Origin of the sequence: Pannonibacter sp. XCT-53 (assembly GCF_009915765.1) — a bacterium.
Lineage (GTDB): Bacteria > Pseudomonadota > Alphaproteobacteria > Rhizobiales > Stappiaceae > Pannonibacter > Pannonibacter tanglangensis.
The window spans coordinates 1,960,328-1,977,005 of record NZ_JAABLQ010000001.1; the positions used below are offsets into that span (position 1 = coordinate 1,960,328).

The 16,678-nt window shown below is 68.6% G+C and carries 13 protein-coding genes; 3 read left to right on the forward strand and 10 right to left on the reverse strand.

Going from position 1 to position 16,678, the window contains the following annotated elements:
* Positions 1-73: 73 nt before the first annotated feature.
* The 7 genes from GWI72_RS08735 to GWI72_RS08765 form a co-directional block, all read right to left on the reverse strand.
* Entirely contained in the window at positions 74-874 is an 801-nt protein-coding gene (locus tag GWI72_RS08735; RefSeq protein ID WP_161708394.1) for an SDR family NAD(P)-dependent oxidoreductase, read from the reverse strand.
* 28 nt (positions 875-902) lie between these two features.
* On the reverse strand, positions 903-2,936 hold the full coding sequence (locus GWI72_RS08740) for a capsular polysaccharide export protein, LipB/KpsS family (protein WP_161708396.1): 2,034 nt from the start codon (positions 2,934-2,936) through the stop codon (positions 903-905).
* Positions 2,933-4,270, reverse strand: a complete 1,338-nt coding sequence (locus GWI72_RS08745) for a capsule biosynthesis protein (protein WP_161708397.1) — start codon at positions 4,268-4,270, stop codon at positions 2,933-2,935. Before GWI72_RS08745 ends, GWI72_RS08740 begins: the two co-directional genes overlap by 4 nt.
* Positions 4,271-4,372: 102 nt before the next feature.
* Positions 4,373-4,576, reverse strand: coding sequence for a DUF6447 family protein (locus tag GWI72_RS08750; protein WP_161673874.1), 204 nt, complete (start codon positions 4,574-4,576; stop codon positions 4,373-4,375).
* A gap of 101 nt (positions 4,577-4,677) precedes the next feature.
* A complete protein-coding gene (locus GWI72_RS08755; RefSeq protein WP_161673877.1) occupies positions 4,678-5,325 on the reverse strand; it encodes an ATP-binding cassette domain-containing protein in 648 nt (215 codons plus the stop codon).
* Positions 5,326-5,334: 9 nt separating this feature from the next.
* The gene (locus GWI72_RS08760) at positions 5,335-6,159 is read right to left on the reverse strand and encodes an ABC transporter permease (protein WP_161673878.1); all 825 of its coding nucleotides are present in this window, start codon (positions 6,157-6,159) and stop codon (positions 5,335-5,337) included.
* The gene (locus GWI72_RS08765) at positions 6,156-7,403 is read right to left on the reverse strand and encodes a hypothetical protein (protein WP_161673880.1); all 1,248 of its coding nucleotides are present in this window, start codon (positions 7,401-7,403) and stop codon (positions 6,156-6,158) included. Before GWI72_RS08765 ends, GWI72_RS08760 begins: the two co-directional genes overlap by 4 nt.
* 502 nt (positions 7,404-7,905) lie before the next feature.
* Between GWI72_RS08765 and gmd the strand changes: the two genes are divergently transcribed.
* Together gmd and GWI72_RS08775 are read left to right on the forward strand one after the other, a co-directional pair.
* Entirely contained in the window at positions 7,906-8,880 is a 975-nt protein-coding gene (gene gmd, locus GWI72_RS08770; protein WP_161673882.1) for a GDP-mannose 4,6-dehydratase, read from the forward strand.
* A 26-nt stretch (positions 8,881-8,906) separates the two neighbouring features.
* Positions 8,907-9,983 (forward strand): hypothetical protein, encoded by a 1,077-nt coding sequence (locus GWI72_RS08775; protein WP_161673884.1) that lies wholly within the window; start codon positions 8,907-8,909, stop codon positions 9,981-9,983.
* 104 nt (positions 9,984-10,087) lie between these two features.
* Here the strand turns inward: GWI72_RS08775 and GWI72_RS08780 are convergent, their stop codons facing one another.
* Positions 10,088-12,322, reverse strand: coding sequence for a glycosyltransferase family 4 protein (locus GWI72_RS08780; RefSeq protein WP_161708399.1), 2,235 nt, complete (start codon positions 12,320-12,322; stop codon positions 10,088-10,090).
* A 163-nt stretch (positions 12,323-12,485) separates the two neighbouring features.
* On the opposite strand from GWI72_RS08780, the gene GWI72_RS08785 reads away from it, so the two are divergent.
* Positions 12,486-13,823, forward strand: a complete 1,338-nt coding sequence (locus tag GWI72_RS08785) for a DUF4214 domain-containing protein (RefSeq protein ID WP_161708401.1) — start codon at positions 12,486-12,488, stop codon at positions 13,821-13,823.
* 145 nt (positions 13,824-13,968) lie between these two features.
* Here GWI72_RS08785 and GWI72_RS08790 read toward each other — a convergent pair whose 3' ends face one another.
* Together GWI72_RS08790 and GWI72_RS08795 are read right to left on the reverse strand one after the other, a co-directional pair.
* On the reverse strand, positions 13,969-15,282 hold the full coding sequence (locus tag GWI72_RS08790) for a glycosyltransferase family 4 protein (RefSeq protein ID WP_161708402.1): 1,314 nt from the start codon (positions 15,280-15,282) through the stop codon (positions 13,969-13,971).
* Positions 15,266-16,660 (reverse strand): capsule biosynthesis protein, encoded by a 1,395-nt coding sequence (locus tag GWI72_RS08795; protein ID WP_161708404.1) that lies wholly within the window; start codon positions 16,658-16,660, stop codon positions 15,266-15,268. The genes GWI72_RS08790 and GWI72_RS08795 overlap by 17 nt, the downstream gene beginning before the upstream one ends.
* Positions 16,661-16,678 lie beyond the last annotated feature (18 nt).

A 16,678-nucleotide genomic window follows, 5' to 3' on the forward strand; every position in this document is an offset into this window, starting at 1 on the left:
CGCATACCCCCCTCTGCCCCCTCAAGGGGGGGAGAGGGAGGCTGCGGCAAGTGGCACGTCTGTTCCGATCCCCCTACTCCCGCTCGAACCGCGGATCGGGGTCGATTTCAGCCTCGAAGCCCTTCATGAACAGGTCGGCGAGCTTGGGGGGCAGCAGGCCCTGCAGGTAGATGCCGGTGGCCAGCAGCAGCGGGAAGGCATGGATCGCGGCGCGGCGCTCGATGGCCCGGCGCATGCGGCGGGCGGCATCTTCGGCGGAGATCTCGAAGGGTTTGGCCCCCTTGTGCCGGGCGGACATGGGCGAGGTGACAAAGCCCGGGCACAGGATCGTGACCGACACGCCGAAGGGCTTCAGCCAGCCGCGCAGGGAATGGCCATAGGCGACCACGGCGGCCTTGGAGGCGCTGTAGGAGGGCATGTCCGGCAGGGCGCGCAGCCCCGCCAGCGAGGCCACCAGCGCGATCTGCCCGCGGCCGCGCAGGCGCATCGGCTCGACCAGCGCCGTGACCGTGTTGACGACGCCTCCCAGATTGATGTCGAACTGCCGGTCCGAGGCGGCATCGGGCTCGCGCGAGCGGTCAGGTCCAAGACCGCCGGTGACGCCTGCATTGGCCAGCACCAGATCGACGGGATGGCGCGCGTCAAAGGCGGCGAGCGCCGACCGGAGGGCCGCCCGGTCCCGCACGTCGATGGCGGCCCATTCGGCCTGCGCCCCGCGTGCCTCCACCGCCGCCGCCAGTGCCTGCAGCCGGTCGGGATCGCGGGCGACGAGCAGCAGCACGCGGCCCGGGGCGGCATACTCCAGCGCGAGCGCCGTGCCGATGCCGCCGCTGGCACCCGTCAGGACGATGGAGTTCGGATCGGGACGGGGCACGGCAACCTCCGGGCAGACGCGGGAACAGTCAAAGGCCCAGCTTGCGGCCGAGCCAGGAGAGATGACACAGGGCATCGGCGGTCAGCCGATGCCGGCGGCTGCGGCGCTGCTCCACCAGCCGGGCGATCACGTCCTCCGGCCGGCAGGGCCTCAGCGTCACCGGGTCGATGCAGCGGGTGTAGACCACCAGCGCCAGATAGACCAGCTCGTCGATGTCGCGCGGCCGTCCGCGCCGCGCGCAAGGGGTCAGGTCGGTGCTGAGGCCCCAGCCGGCATAGAAGGGCAGACCGTGCGTCGTCACCGGACGGCCCCGGAGCAGCGCCTCGAAGCCCGACAGCGACGAAAAGGTCTCGACCCGGTCAACCGCCTCGATCAGGTCGATGATGTCGGCATCGCGGGCGACGAAATCGGCCAGGCCCGCCAGCTCGGCCTCCTCGATGCGGCCCTTGCGCAGGCCGGTCTCCACATCGGGATGCGGCTTGAACACGAGCCAGGCGTCCGGATTGCGGCTGCGCGCAAGGCGCAGCAGATCGACATTGACGTTGGGCGTGTGGGCGCAGTCGATGGTGGCGGAGGTGGAGCGACGCACGGCGGCATCATCGGCCACCTGCCCCGGCACCAGCACCACCGGCCGGTCCTTCGGAAACGCGTAGCGGCGGCTGGCGCCGAAATTGTACTTGCTCACCCGGGCGGCCACGATGGCCTGGCGCAAGGCCTGACCCCGGGCGCGCTGCGCCGGCGTCAGCTCCGCCTGCATCAGCAGCCGCTCCAGCGCGCTCGGTCGGGACGGCTCGTAGTAGATCCCGTCCGCATCGACCGCCAGCGAGGCCCCCCGCGCCAGCCCGGCGCCGAGGCCGACCGAACGCAGGAAGCCGTCCTCGATGCGCAAGAGCTCCAGACCGGCCGCAGCCGCCGCAGCCTCGATCTCGGGCGTGGTGCGGCTTGCCCAGGAGAGCAGACGGCCGCCGGTCTTCCGGGCCCCCTCGATGGCCGCCTCCAGCGTGTCGCAGAAGGTGACGCTGTCATCGGCACCGGAGAAGGTGGCGCGGATCGCCGCATGGTTCCAGCGCTGCACCCCGAGGCAGTAGGATGGCAGGGCATTGCTGCGGTGCGCCTGTTCCAGCGTCGCGGCAATGTCCAGCCCGTCCTGCAGCGACACCGCGCTGCGGCGGTAGGGTTCAAGCCAGGCAAGGCCCTGGCTCGCAAGCACGGTCAGAAGGTCATCCCGGTCCGGTGCGGCGGCAACGAGCGCGGCGACCGAGCCGGCCGGCGCGCGCGCCAGCCGCAGGCCGGACAACAGCACATGCAGCGCCAGGGAGGCATCGTCGGTGGTGATGCCGGAGGCCGCTTCCAGCCAGCCGAGCGGGCTGCCCGGTGACGGCTGCGCGCGCAGCAGCCTCGCACGGGTGTCGCTGCAGGGCGCATAGGCGCCATCGCCGTCGGCCACCAGACGATACTCCCCGGGGCCGGGTTGATCCCGCGGCTGCAGCTGGCGCAGGTCGAGGCCGAACGCACCGGCGGGCGGTGCCTCCAGCGCGCCGTGCCGGTACCAGGGGTCGGGACGCGCGGCACGCCAGGCGGCCAGCGCCCTGCCCCCGTCGGCGGGGGCCAGCGCCCGCAGGGCGGACAGCAGCGCGGTGTCGGGCGTTTCGGCGAGCGGCAGCACGCGTGCCGGCACGGGGACGCAGCCAAGCACATGCGGATAGGGGCTCGGCGGCTGCACCCCGAAGGGACCGGGAAACACCAGCACCACGAGGCCGCCGGTCGCCAGCGCCTCGCGCCGGGCCCTCGCATAGGCAGCCGGATCGAGGCCACTGGCCAGCACCCGGCGGCGCGGACGGGCGGAGGGGCGCGTGGCACGGCTCGTTACAGCCTGCGCACGCCCCGCACCGGAACCGGGCCGGTCGGCCTCGGGAGAGACCGCGGCGGCGAGCGGTCCCTGCGGATCGCGGACAAGGTCGCTGAGGTCCGGCCGCAGCGGCTCCAGCGCCGGATCGCAGAGGTCGAGCCTGAGCCGCATGAGGGAGGCCGGCCTGTCGGCCTTCGCGGGTGCGCCGGTCACAGCGGCACCCCGAGCGCCCGCGCCCGGGCGAGCCGCGGCGGCGGGGTGACATGCGCCGCCCCCCGGTTCAGGGCGCGGTCGAGAATGCGCGCGGTCATGTTGCGGGCCGCCGCCTCGAGACCCGCATGGTTGTGGATCGAGCCGCGCACCTGGATATGGGCCGCAATCGCCCGGATGTAATCCTCAAGCAGCTCCGGGTCCGGGCGCTGCGGCGCCGTCCAGAAGCCGTCGAGCGGGCCGGCATGGGTCAGGCCGCGGATGTCGAAATGAGCCGGCACCAGCGTCTTCACGGGACAGCCGGCCTGCATCGCTTCCAGCCCGGCGGTGCTGTTCAGGGTCACGACACCGGCAGCGCGCTGGAACAGGGGCCCGAGCGTCCCCCCGTCGAAGAACAGGACCCTGTCGCGCACGCCGTGCCGGTCGGCAATCGCCGCCGTCCGCTCCGGCCAGCGCTCGAAGCCGGCATCCAGCGGATGGCTCTTCAGCACCAGACGACTGGCCTTCGGCGCCTGGGCGGCGAAGGAGGCGATGACGGTCTCGATCACCTCGGCAAAGCTGGCGTAGGGCGAATGGGCACGGAGCTGGAAGTCGCCTTCCAGCTGCAGCGGCAGCACGAAGAAGGCGGCGCCGCTGGCAAAGAGCACAGCCTGCTCGCTGGCAACGGCCGCATCGCGGCGGCTCTTGCCGAGAAGACGCATCCCGTGCGCGGGATACTCGACGAGGGGGTTGTACAGGGTGTGGCGCTGGTAATGCGGATAGGCAAAGCCGGCGAACACATTGAAAAGATTGTAGATCATGTCCGGGATTGCCTCGAGGGCAAAGGAGCCCGGATAAAGCGGCTCCAGATCGGCCTCCGGCGCCTCGGCCGCCAGCGCCCGGATCGCATCGGGATCGTCGGGGAAGCGGCTCAAGGTGGAGAGGCCGTCGCGCTCGAGGGTCAGATAGCCGGGGCGCAGGTAGCCAAGCTCGGTCACCGCGATCTGGAGGCCGAGCGGGCCCGCCGCCGCGATGGCCGCCTTGTGATAGATCCGCTGGTCGCCATGCAGCACCAGATCGGTGACCGCGTTCTGGCGCAGGTAATCCTCGATGAAATGCCGGAACGCCTCCGGCTGTCCGCGATAGGACAGGGCATCGGGGCTGCGCCAGTGCAGCCAGTCGCCGGGGCAGAAGTTGATGCGGGACACGCGGTGCCCGGCCTGGCGCATCAGCGCGCCCATGCGGGCATAGAGCGGGCACAGCGGCCCCTGCAGGAACAGGATGTGCCGGCGGTCCGGTGCGGCCCGGGCCTCCTGCGCCGGCGGGTCGGCCAGTTCCAGATCCACAGCCCCGAGCATCCGCAGCGATCCTTCCGCCTGAGACGGCCCGCCGGGCGATCCGGCGGCCGCGCGTCCTGCCGTCCGTCCCCTGCCCGACTGGCAGGAGACGGAAGGAGCCTGTCAGGCCATCTTGTCCAGTTCCACCTTCAGCGCATGGCTGTGGATCGTGCGCCAGGTCGTCATGGTCTCGATCTCGTTCTTGGCCATGGCGATCTTGCGATCGACTTCCTGCAGGTTGCGCAGCTGGTTCTGGGCTTCCGCGCTCAGGGCGGAGAGCTGGTAGACCTTGCCGTCGATGGTCACGGTGTTGTCCGAAGCGCTCATCTGTCTCGTCTTTCTTGTTGGTTGCAGCGAGGACGCACCGCCCTTGCCGCCAATACCATCCCTATAAGGGCCCGGGGGCGGCACGTCAAAGCCGCGCGGGATCAGAGGTTGTTGTAGATGTCGAGGGCGAGGGAAATATCCTGAAAAAACTTCGACCGCCCCTGATGCAGCACCAGCGCGCCGTTGCAGTAGTCGTTCAGGATGGCGGCGTCGTGGGAGACGAGCAGCAGCGCCCGGTCGGAGCGCTTCTCGAAGATCTCTTCCTTGCACTTGCGGTGAAAGCGCTGGTCGCCGACGAAGATCACCTCGTCGATGAGATAGCAGTCGAAGTCGATGGCCAGCGACAGGCCGAAGGCGAGGCGCGCCCGCATGCCCGAGGAATAGGTTTTCACCGGCTGCGCCAGATAGGCGCCCAGCTCGGAAAAGTATTCCACATAGTCGAAGACCTCGCGGTACGGCCGGTTGTACAGCCGTGCGATGAACTTCATGTTGTCGATGCCGGTGAGGCTGCCCTGGAAGCCGCCGTTGAGGCCGAGCGGCCAGGACAGGCTCATGTCGCACTGGATCTTGCCGGAGGTGGGGTATTCCAGCCCGCCGAGCAGGCGCACCAGCGTCGACTTGCCGGCGCCGTTGCGCCCGAGCACGGCGAGGCGCTCGCCCTTGCGCACCTCGAAGTTCACCCCGTCCAGCACCCGCTTGGTGCTGTGGCCGTGACGGTACTCCTTGACGAGATCAACGACGCGGATCACGGGGCAGGCTCACTGGAGATCCACATAGGACCGGGCGTCCTTGAGGAAGTAGAGACCGAGGACGGTGATGACCGCCGTGACATAGATCGCGACCGGCAGGTTGTAGTAGGTGGCGACCGTCGGCCCGAAAATGCCGTGTCGGATGTACTCGACCGCGCTGACCTGCGGCACGAGGATGATGTATTCGCGCAGCGGCGCCGGCAGCCAGCTCACCATGTAGAAGGTGCCCGACAGCGGGATCATGATGTAGGAGAGCGGGTTCCAGATCTTCTCCACCACTTCCGACCGCTCCGACAGCGCGCCGATCAGGATCGCCACCGCCACCGAGTACCAGGCATAGAGGCCCCAGCCGAACAGGATCGGCCCAAGGTCATGCGGCATCTCGACGAAGCCCCAGACGTAGAAGATGATCCAGGTCATGAAGAAGGCCGCCAGCGTGCCGATCACCTCCACGCCCATGCGCGCCATGTACATGGCAAAGATCGTCACCTGGCGGTGATACATCAGCTCGAGGTTCGCCTGCATGCAGCGCAGGGCCCGCATCACGCAGTGGCGGTACATCAGGAGCGGCATGTAGCCCGACAGCAGGAAGGGCACGATCGGCGTCTCGACGTGGCTGCTCGACTTGGCGATCGACCACATGGCGATGACGCCGAGACAGAACATCAGCGGCTCGAGGATGATCCAGGCAAAGCCGATGTTGTCGCGGCCAAAGCGCGTGTGGATCTCGCGCATGACGAGGGCGCCGATGACACGCGTCTGCGTGGCCATCATCTGCCTGGCACTGCCAAGCCAGCCGACCTGTCGTCCTGCGGGATCAGCCTCGAGGCTCAATGCTTGTGCTCCCGGGCGTTGACATAGAGCAGCCAGATGATGGCATAGCCGAGGAAGAAGGTCATGAAGACCGTCAGGATGCGCAGCAGGCGCTGCGGATAGCGGGCATCATCGGGCGCGTTCGGCTCGACGATCCGCTCCAGATAGAGCTGCTTGCGCGCCGCCTCGACCCGCGCCGAGGCCAGATTGGCCTGGGCGGTCAGCAGCGCCTTGGCGGCAAACTCCTGCTCCAGCACCAGCTGTTCGTATTCGGCATAGGTGCCGACCAGCGAGCCGTTCTGGCTCACCAGCTTGGCCCGCTCCTGATCGAGCTGCGCGACAAGCGCATCGAGCCGCTTCTGCAGAACCTGGATCTGCACGCTGCTCGGGGTCTGTTCCTTGATCAGCCGCAGCTGCGTCTCCAGCTTCGCCTGCTCGCCGGTCAGCTCACCGATCAGTTCCAGCGCCGCCTTGGAGGCAACTTCCGGATCGACGATGCCTTCCTTGACGCGGAAGGCCTTCAGGCGCAGCTGGTTGTCGAGCACCCGCTGCTCGGCATTGCGCACCTCGTCCCGGGCCAGGGTCAGCGAATCCTCGCGCGAGCGCTGGTTCATCCGGTTGATCAGCTTCTCGGCGTTGTCGAGCAGCGCGGTGGCGATGGCCTGGGCGTCCTCCGGCGTGAAGGCGCGCACGGTCACGGTCGAGATGCCGGACGTCGTGTCATGCTTGGGCGTCACATGCCGGGTGTAGTGGTCGAACATGCCCTCGAACGTGGCCCCGTCGATCATGTTGGGAAAGGCACTGAGGAAATCGACGAAGTCGCGGCCCATCAGCGCCTGGTAGTCGACCACGGCCTGGACGTCGCGCAGGGCATCGCGCGAGGCCATGTAGTCGAGGACCGAATAGGTCTCTTCCTGGGCCGGGCCGAGGCCGGTCGTCTGCAGCAGCGCGCCGAGCCCGCCGACCTGCGGCTTCTCCGAGGAGCGCACGATGAACCGGGCCTCGGATTCGTACTGGTCGGAGGCAATGAAGGCGTAATAGACGAAGGCGAACAGCGTCGGCACCATCACCAGCGCAATGAACGAGCCCCAGCCGCCGATTCGCAGCCGCGACTTCCAGTCCTTGCTGACGTGATCGAAGGCGCCGGCCGGCGCGCGCGACAGGCGCTGCAGCGGCTTGGCGATGTTGGCCGGGCTCAGCGTCTTGAATCCCGAGGGAGACTCCGGCTTGACCATGGTCGGTTCCTTGAGCTGCTGGTCTGTCATCGTGTTTCTCTGGGCGCTTCCCCGGTCATCGCCGCCGGCGTCGCCTGCCGGCCGGTGTCCCGCCCGCCGCAGGTCCGTCCGGGCCCGCCGCAAGGCGCCGACTGGCTGACACCAGCCCGTTCTGCCTGTTGCCGAAGGTCCGGCCCGCCGTGCGGACCGGCGTGTCCGGCCAATTCCCGGGGCTGCGGCGGATCCCGTCGCAGGATGCCCGTGGTGCCCGCACCCCCGCTGTCCGGTCGTGCCATCGCTGCCACGTGTCCGCCTGCGGAGCCCTTGCGAGGCCGGCCGCAGCCGGTCTTACCGGCGCGACTCTGCACGACACGCGACAGGCCACCCGCCCTGATGTATCGGTTTGCAGCCCCCCGTTCAAGCTTGGTGCGGGCGCGACCGGTTGCAGCGTCAGTTGACCTTGCCCTGTCGAAGGTTTAATCCGCCGAAGGCTTGGGTCCGGATGTCTCCGGGCCGCTCCGGCGTTTCGATAGAATTGAAGGGTGGCTGTTTGATGGCGAAGACGGCACTGATCACGGGGGTGACCGGCCAGGACGGCGCCTATCTCTCCAGGCTGCTGCTGGAGAAGGGATACAAGGTGTACGGTCTCGTGCGCCGGTCCAGCCACTTCGGCGTCAACGACCACCGACTGCGCTGGCTCGGCATCGAGAAGGACGTCGAGTATCTCGACGGCAACCTGACCGACCTGTCGTGCCTGATCCGCGCCGTGCGCGAGACCCGGCCGGACGAGGTCTACAACCTTGCCGCCCAGTCCTTCGTCAAGTCCTCGTGGGAACAGCCGGTGTTGACGGGCAACGTCACGGGCATCGGCGCCGTCAACATGCTCGAGGCCGTGCGCATCGAAGCCCCTGAGGCGCGCTTCTATCAGGCCTCGTCCTCGGAAATGTACGGCCTGATCCAGGAGCCGCTGCAGTCGGAGACGACCCCGTTCTATCCGCGCTCGCCCTATGCCGCCGCCAAGCTCTACGCCCACTGGATGACGGTGAACTACCGCGAGAGCTTCGGGATGCACACCACCTCGGGCATCCTGTTCAACCACGAATCCCCGCTGCGCGGCCTCGAGTTCGTGACCCGCAAGGTCACCGACGCGGTCGCCCGCATCAAGCTCGGCAAGCTCGACGTGCTCGAGATGGGCAACCTCGATGCCAAGCGCGACTGGGGCCATGCGCGCGACTATGTCGAGGCCATGTGGCTGATGCTGCAGCAGGACACGCCGGACGACTATGTCGTGGCGACCGGCCGCACCACCACCGTGCGCGACATGATCACCATCGCCTTCGCCCATGTCGGCCTCGATCCGGACGACTATGTCCGCATCAACCCGGCCTTCCTGCGCCCGGCCGAAGTGGATATCCTCCTCGGCGATGCGAGCAAGGCCCGCGCGAAGCTCGGCTGGACCGCCCGGACCTCGCTCGAGGACATGATCGTCGAGATGGTCGAGGCCGATCTGGTGCGCCACAAGGCCTGACCGCCGAGCCCGACAGGACGCTTGCGATGATCTATACGGTTCTCGGCCTGCCGGGCCCCTTTACCAGATGGTGCCGCGCGGTGGTCTGCGAGCTGATCGCGGCCCGGGGCGAGCGCGCGGCCGACACCCACATTCCGGGCAGCCTCGCCGACATCGCCACCGAGCTGCTGCGTTCGGGCACCGATCACCTGGTGGTTTCCGCCGGCCGCCCCGATGTGGCGCTCATGGCCCGCCTTAAGGAGTATCGCCGGCCGATGCTGCTGGCCCTGTCGGATCCGCGCCAGGCCGCGCTGCATCTGTTCCGCGCCGGCAAGGCCGACGAACGCACCAGCGTGCGGCTGATCTCCGGCGACTGCTCCTGCCTGGTAGATTTCCACGGGGTTGACCACGTCACCCGGCTGCATGTCGACGAGGCGCTCGCCGATCCGCTCAGCGCGATCCAGCGCATCGCCGATGTCTACGGGCTTGCGACGGATGCCGCCGGGGCCCGCCGCATCCTGGAGCGCACCGTCACGGACCTGGCGGCGACAACCGGTCACGACAACGGCGGACCGGATGCCCGGGCCGGGCTGGTGGAGAGTTTCGGCGAGGCCGTCGGCGCGGCGGCCGACTACATCCTCGGCGGCTTCGACCAGATGCTGGCCGGCAACCGCGACGTGCCGCTCATCATCACCAAGGAATTCTTCCTCGCCGGCGATCCGCCGCATGACCATGTGGCGCAGCCCCTCGACATGACCGGCCGGGCGCGCTTCATCGCCTTCGGTCCCTACATGCACATTCCCGCCGGGGCCTGGGCACTGCGCTATGTGGTGGGCTTCTCGGCCGAGGCGATGGGCACGCCCTGCATCATCGATGTGGGCGTGTCGGAGGGCCCGGTCTACCACGAGCTGACGCGGGCCCACATGGTCGTGTCCTCGCGCGGGCGGATGGAAATCTCGCTGTCCTTCGAGATCACCGACCCGCTGATGCCGATGCAGGTGCGTCTCCTGACCGAGAAGGCGATCTTCGATGGCCGGATGGCGATCGGCTATGCCGAGTTCCGGCGCAAGTCGCACCACGACGCAGGCGATCTCGACACCGCCACCCTGCTGCCGCCCGCCTGAGTGTCTGGCCTGAGTGTCTGGCCTGAGTGTCTGGCTTGAGCGTCTGACCAGAGCGTCTGGCCCGAGCATCTGGCCTGATCTCCCGGCCGGGGCCGGGTCGCTGCTCAGCGGTCGGGCTTCGGCCGGACGAGACGGATGCGCTGCTCCATCGCCAGGAACGGCTGTGCCGCCACGGGTGCCGAGATGCCGAGCGCGGTCACCCCGACCAGGATGGGGCGCAGCCGGTCGTCGCGGGGCATCAGGCCCTCGATCTCCAGATCCAGCCGGACGATGCCGTCCTCGCCGACCACCGCCCCGCAGACCACGAGCCAGTCCCCTGCCCGGGCCTCAAGACGTCCGACCTCCGCACCGCCGCTGCGGAACACCAGCGTGTTGCCGGCCGCAGCGGGCGCCTTCAGCCGCAGGTCGAGCTGCACCGGGATGACGCTGCCCGGGGCCACCTGCGCCGACGTGGCCTGTCCGGATGCCGTGTCGAGCATCCGCAGCCCGAGCCGCGCGCGGCTGCCGCTCAGCCACTTCACCTGATGCTCGTCCCAGAGCCACTTGTCGTCGAAGATGAAGTCGGCTTCGGCGAGCTCCCGCATCCGCTCGATGCGCGGCTCCAGCGCGGACTCCTCGAACAGGATGCGGCTGCCCGGGGCGAGCCGGGCCACCGTGTCGTCCGCGCCCCGGTCCGGCTCGTCATAGGGGGCCTCGCGCCGCAGCACCTCGCCGAAGCGGGCCCGCATCTCGTCGCCCACCTGCGGCCAGGTCACGGCGCGGAAGTCGCGCGCGATGCGCTGGCGGCGCGCCTCGAGGGCACCGGGCGTGTAGATGAGCTCCTCGACCAGCGCGAGGCCGCCGGTGACATTGTGCGGATCGACGTAATCGACCAGGTCGCCGCCGACCTCCGGCATGGAGGACGTAGAGGAGGAAATGCAGGGCGTGCCGAAGGCCAGGCTCTCGCCGATCGGCAGGCCCCAGCCCTCGACGAAGCTCGGGAAGGCGGAGAAGCGGGCGGCGCGGTAGAGGAGCGACAGGTCCGCATCCGAGACATTGCTGAGGATGTGCAGCTTGCCGTCGAGATGGTTGCGCGAGGCAAAGCTCCCCATCAGGTCCTTGACGCGCCAGCCGGGGCGGCCGACGAAGACCAGCTCCGGCACCGTGTCGCGCGGGTGGCGCTCCAGCAGCTTGAGCCAGATCTGGAACAGGTAATTGTGGTTCTTGCGCGCCTCGATGGTCGAGACGAAGAGCACGAAGGGCCGCTCGAGAAGGCCGCGCACGGCCGGGCTCGCCCGGCTGGCGCTGCTCTCGCCGCTGTCGAGCTGATGGGCAAGCTTGACCGGCCGCACCGGGGCGAGCGGGATCCCGCGCTCCTTGCAGTAGCGCACGAGGTCGACGGCGGAAAACTCCGAAATCGTGAAGATCACGTCGGCCATGCGGATGAAGTGGAACAGGCAGCGCGAGAAGCGCGCCACCAGCTCCGGCGCGCAGAACTCCGGATGGGTGATCGGAATGATGTCGTAGATGTAGACGGCGATGCGCACGCCGGCGTTCTTGAGCGCCTGATAGATGTTGGCCGTGTCCGGCAGCATCCAGAAGGCGCCGGCGACGAAGACCACGTCGCCCGCGCGCGGCACGTAGACTTCCGCCCCCTGCTCGGCCCGGGCGATGATGCCGCGCAGCTCGCCATGGTCCACCGGCTGGCGGCGCAGGGCGGCGGCCAGGTCCAGCACCGTCTGCGAGGGGATCGTGTAATAGGCCCGCGTCACCTCGTCGAGATAGGACAGGCGGAAGGTGTCACCGCCTGCGCGGATGATGCTTTCCGACAGGTGCAGCTGCACCCGCTGGATGCCCGAGACCGTGGCATGGTCCTTCAGGAACTTGAAGATGTCGGACAGGTCCATCAGAACCTGTTCGCCGCGCCCGGCGAGCTTTGCGGCGGCGGCCGCGAAGGTGTCGGCGTCGAGGCTCGCGCCCAGGGCCCTCAGCTCGCGGAAGGCGGTGCGGTCCTCGCTGTTGAGGATGAAGGCCTGCCGGTAGGCGGCCTCGCAGCCCTCCAGGTCGCCCATGACCTTGTGCAGGTGGCCCAGCATCAGGAAGGCGTCCGCACTGTCGGGGTTGAGGGCAATGGCCTTGCGATAGGCCGCCATGGCGTCGGCGTGACGACCGGATTCCTTCAGCATGTTGCCACGCTGGATCCAGATCCCGTCCGCCTCCGGCTTCATCTCGAGAAAGGCGGCGTAGAGGTCTGCCGCCGCACTCCAGTTGCCGGCGTCGCGGGCCTCGTCGGCCTCGCGCAGGACCTGGCCTGCCTTCTTTGCGGCACCACGGCCGAGCAGCCGGCGAAAGGGATCCAAGGCAGCCTCCAGGTTGGCGAACGGACAGGCTGACATACCTGTCCGGTCCCTGCTTTTCAACACGGCATCGTAAGCCTTCGTGAACCAGACTGCCGCAATTCTGCCAAGGACGCGATCAATGGTTGCGGCCACGGCAAAGGCAGGGCTCAGTTCGGAGATTGGAATGACCTACTACGTCGACGAAACGGCTTATCCTGCCAAATCCGTCGTGTTCATCCGCGCCACGTGGGGCAACACGACCTACACCGGCACCGGCTTCCTGGTCGGGCGCAACGATCTCGTCACCGCAGCGCATGTGGTCTATGACGTGAAGCTCGGCCGTGTGGCCGACACGATCAAGATCTATCCGGTCTACAATCCGGACAAGTTCAACCAGAACTTCTACAGCTACGCGGCGATCGACTTCTACAGCAACTCCAATCCCGGCGCCTTCGATCCGGACCGCGACGGCCTGATCTCGCCGGGCGACAACCGCTTCAGCACCATGGGCCATGCGGAGGTCGACATCGCCGTCCTGTCGCTGTCGAAGCCGCTCGGCGACACCTATGGCTGGTTCGGCGTCGATCCGGACTTCAACAACGGCGGGCGCGTCTCCGTCATCGGCCACCCCGGCGCCTGGGAAAACTATTCCGTCCGCGACGATGGCTCCGTCTATGCGGATGCGACCGATCAGGTCTACATCAACGAAGGCAACATCGAGATCAACCCGGGCAATTCCGGCGGCCCGATCTTCTACCAGAGCTCCAGCGGCCCCTATGCGGTCGGCCTCGTCTCGACCAAGTCCTACTTCACGGACATCGGCGGCCACTGGAACTGGATGAAGGAGACCATCCGGGACAACGACCGCTTCATCGACGGCTACGCCGGCCACACCGTCACCGGCACCTCGGGGAACGACGTCTTCGGGCTGTTCGCCACCAAGGGGCGCTACACCAGCGTCGGCAACGACACGGTCTATGGCGGCGCCGGTCGCGACACGGTGAAGTTCCAGGGCCCGGGCAGCGACTTCACCTTCACCCGCAACGGCACCACCATCACCATTACCGACAAGACCGGCAGCGAGGGGCGCGACACGCTCTATGACGTCGAGCGGCTGGATTTCGACAACGGCACGCTGGCCTTCGACTTTGACGGCAGCGCCGGCCAGACCTACCGGCTCTATCAGGCAGCCTTCGCCCGCACGCCGGACCGCCCCGGCCTGTCGCACAACGTCAACCTCGTCGACCAGGGCATGACGCTGAAGCAGATGGCCGGAGCCTTCATCGGCTCGGCCGAGTTCATCCAGCGGTATGGCGTCGGCACCTCGAACACCACCTATGTCACCGCGCTCTACCAGAACGTCCTGGGCCGCGGCCCCGATCCGGTCGGCCTCAACGGCTGGCTCGACCGGCTGGCAACCGGCACCTGGGACCGTCAGGACGTGCTGCTCGGCTTCTCCGAAAGCCCCGAGAACCAGGCCCTCGTCGGGGCGCAGATTTCCAACGGCATCTGGCTGCTCTAGGCGGCGACCGGCCCGGCGGTGCGCCACGCCGCCCGGGCGCCGGCGCAGCGCAAGGATCCCCTGACCGGCGCGGACCTGTTCCGCGCCGGTTTTGTTTTCGTGGTCGTTTCAGGGGTCGTTTCAGGGGTCCGTCCCGGAGGCCGGATCAGTCGTGCATGCGGGTCAGAAAGCGGTCGAGCACGCGGAAATGGGCCGGCCAGGTCATGGCTTCCGGCACCCCCGGCTCGACCGGCAGCCGTGCGCCCCGGTCGCCGCGCGCCAGTCCCTCGATGGCCCGGAGCCAGCCCAGCCCGTCCAGGGGCGACAGGAGCCGGGCCCCCGCTCCCGCCACCTCGCGGTGCACCGCGATGTCGGAGGCGATGACGTCGGCGCCAAGCGCCTCTGCCTCCACCAGCGGCAGGCTGAACCCCTCCACGAAGGAGGGCACGAGCACGGCCGCGGCGCCGCGCATCAGCGCAGCCACTTCCGCATCGGTGAGACCGCCGGCCTCGTGCACATGCGCGCGCAAGGCGGGGCAGCGGTCGAGATAGTCGACCACATTCTCGTTTTCCCAGCCGCGCCGCCCCACCAGCACCAGACGGGGCGCGTCCGGGCCGAGACGCTCGACCATGTCGCGCCACAGCGGCAGCAGCAGCAGGTGATTCTTGCGCGGCTCGATCGTGCCGAGAACGACGAAATAGGGCACCGTCGGCGCCGGGGCCGGCAGGCTGCCGCGCCCGGTCTGGAACTGCGCCTCGATGCCGAGCAGCGCCACCTCGGTGCGGGGCTGGCGCAGGCCTGCCTCGGCCACATGCGCCAGGAAGACATCGCGGGTGTAGGCGGAATTGGTGATGACCAGATCCGCATGGGCGGCAACGGTGGCCATGCGGCGCCGGTGCAGCTCGGCATGGCCCGGCCGGCAGTATTCCGGATGGGTGATCGGGATCAGGTCATGGATCAGGAACACCGGGCGCACGCCGGAACGCTGCAGCCAGCGCGGCAGGGCCGGAGCCGTCAGGTTGGAATGGGCGACGTTGATGTAGATGGCCCCGGCAATCCCCTCCGGCCGGTTGGACAGGGACCCGGCCAGCTGGCCGGCCGCCCGCCGCAGCCAGGCCGACGCCCCGGCCACCGCATCGCTGCGCGCCCCTGCCGCCGTGGGCGGCGGCGCCTCGAGACCAAGGAACCGCAGGGTGCGGCCATAGGCGGCGCTCACCCCGGTCTCGGCCACGCCCCAGTTGGCCGCCGTCCGGTCGCGCAAGGTCAGCCCCACCTCGCGCGGCAGCAGGCGCAGGCCGAAGTCCCCCGCCTCGACGAACTCGAGCGCGATGTCATGACGTCCGATCAGGTGGTCGAGATAGGCGAACTCCACCCGGTCGATGCCGGTGGGCGAGGCGCGCAGCCCGCGCCCCATCAGCCGGGTGATGTCGAGCAGGACCCGTGTGGCGGGCCGGTGCGTGGCCTCACCCGCGCCAGGCATGGAACCACCGTTCGGTGTGGGTGCCGTCGCTGATCTGTTCCTCGAAGGTGGTGGCGATGCCCGCTGCCCGCGCCCGCGCCAGCCGGGGCGGCGGCAGCTCCAGCGTGCCGAGACCGTTGACGGTGCCCTCCGACAGCCGCCGCGCCATGGCATAGGCTCCCGCGCGCCGTCCCTTCTCGACGTAGAAGTTGCCCTTCACCTGGATGGTCGCCGCCATCAGCCGTTCCAGCTGGTCGAGCAGCTCCGCGTCCGGCGGGGTCCGGTCGGCCCAGAACTGGTCGAGCGGCACCTGGCTCGTCAGGCCGGCGATGTCATAGAGCGCTATGCCCAGCACCTTGGTCGGGCAGCCGACGCGCAGGGCGTGGATCCCGGTGGTGCTGTTGATCATCAGCGCGCCCTTGGCGTGTTCCAGCAGCCGGTTGAGGTTGCCGCCGTCGATCACATAGACGCGCTTGCGCACGCCGTAGCGCCGGGCGATCTGCTTCAGGAGCTTCGGCCAGGGCTCGATGCCATTGTCGAGCGGGTGGATCTTGAACACGAGCCGCGCCGACACCGGCGCCGACTTGGCGAAGGAGCGGATGACCTCCTCGGCCGCCTCGCCGATGTGGCTGAAGGGCGAGTTGTAGCGCAGCTGGTAGTCGCTCTGGATCTGCAGCGGAAAGACGTAATAGGGGATGCCGCTGCCGATGACGTCGTCGATCAGGTGCTCGGCCACGCTGTTGCGCCAGCTCGACTGGACCAGACGCGGGATGAAGCGCAGATACTCCGCCAGCGGATGGTAGAACCGGTCGCGGTAGAAGCGCGGGAAGGAAAACCAGGCGCAGAAGACGTTGGAGAGGTTGTAGACGACCTCGTGAAAGGCCTCCATCCAGAAGGGATGGGTGTAGAGCGGCCGGCGGTCGATCGGCGGCAGCCCCTCGGCCAGCTCCCGGATGCGCGCCGGATCCTGCGGAAAGCGCGAATGGGCGGACATGCCGTTGCGCTCGAGCGTGATCCAGTCGGGACGCAGATAGCCGAATTCATAGGCGCTGGCGGTCAGGCCCAGTTCATCCGCCACTTCGGCGGCAGCGACATGGTAGGGCAGACGGTCGGCGTAATAGACCACGTCGGTGGCACCGACACGCCGGACGAAGGCGCGGAACCAGTCCTTGAACTCCGCCAGAGAGCCCCTGTAGTTCACCGCACGACGGTCATGCCAGGCGAGCCAGTCGCCGGGGCACAGGTTGACGCGGTGGGTGCGGTGCCCGAGCAGGTCCAGCTCGTCGGCAACCCGGCGGCAGAAGACCGACGGGGGCCCTTGCAGGAAGACGAAGGTCTTGCCCCCGCCGTCCGCCGGCCCCGACGGGGCGCTGCCCTGTGCTTGCGGGTTGTCCGCCATGGCACCGCCTTTGCCTGT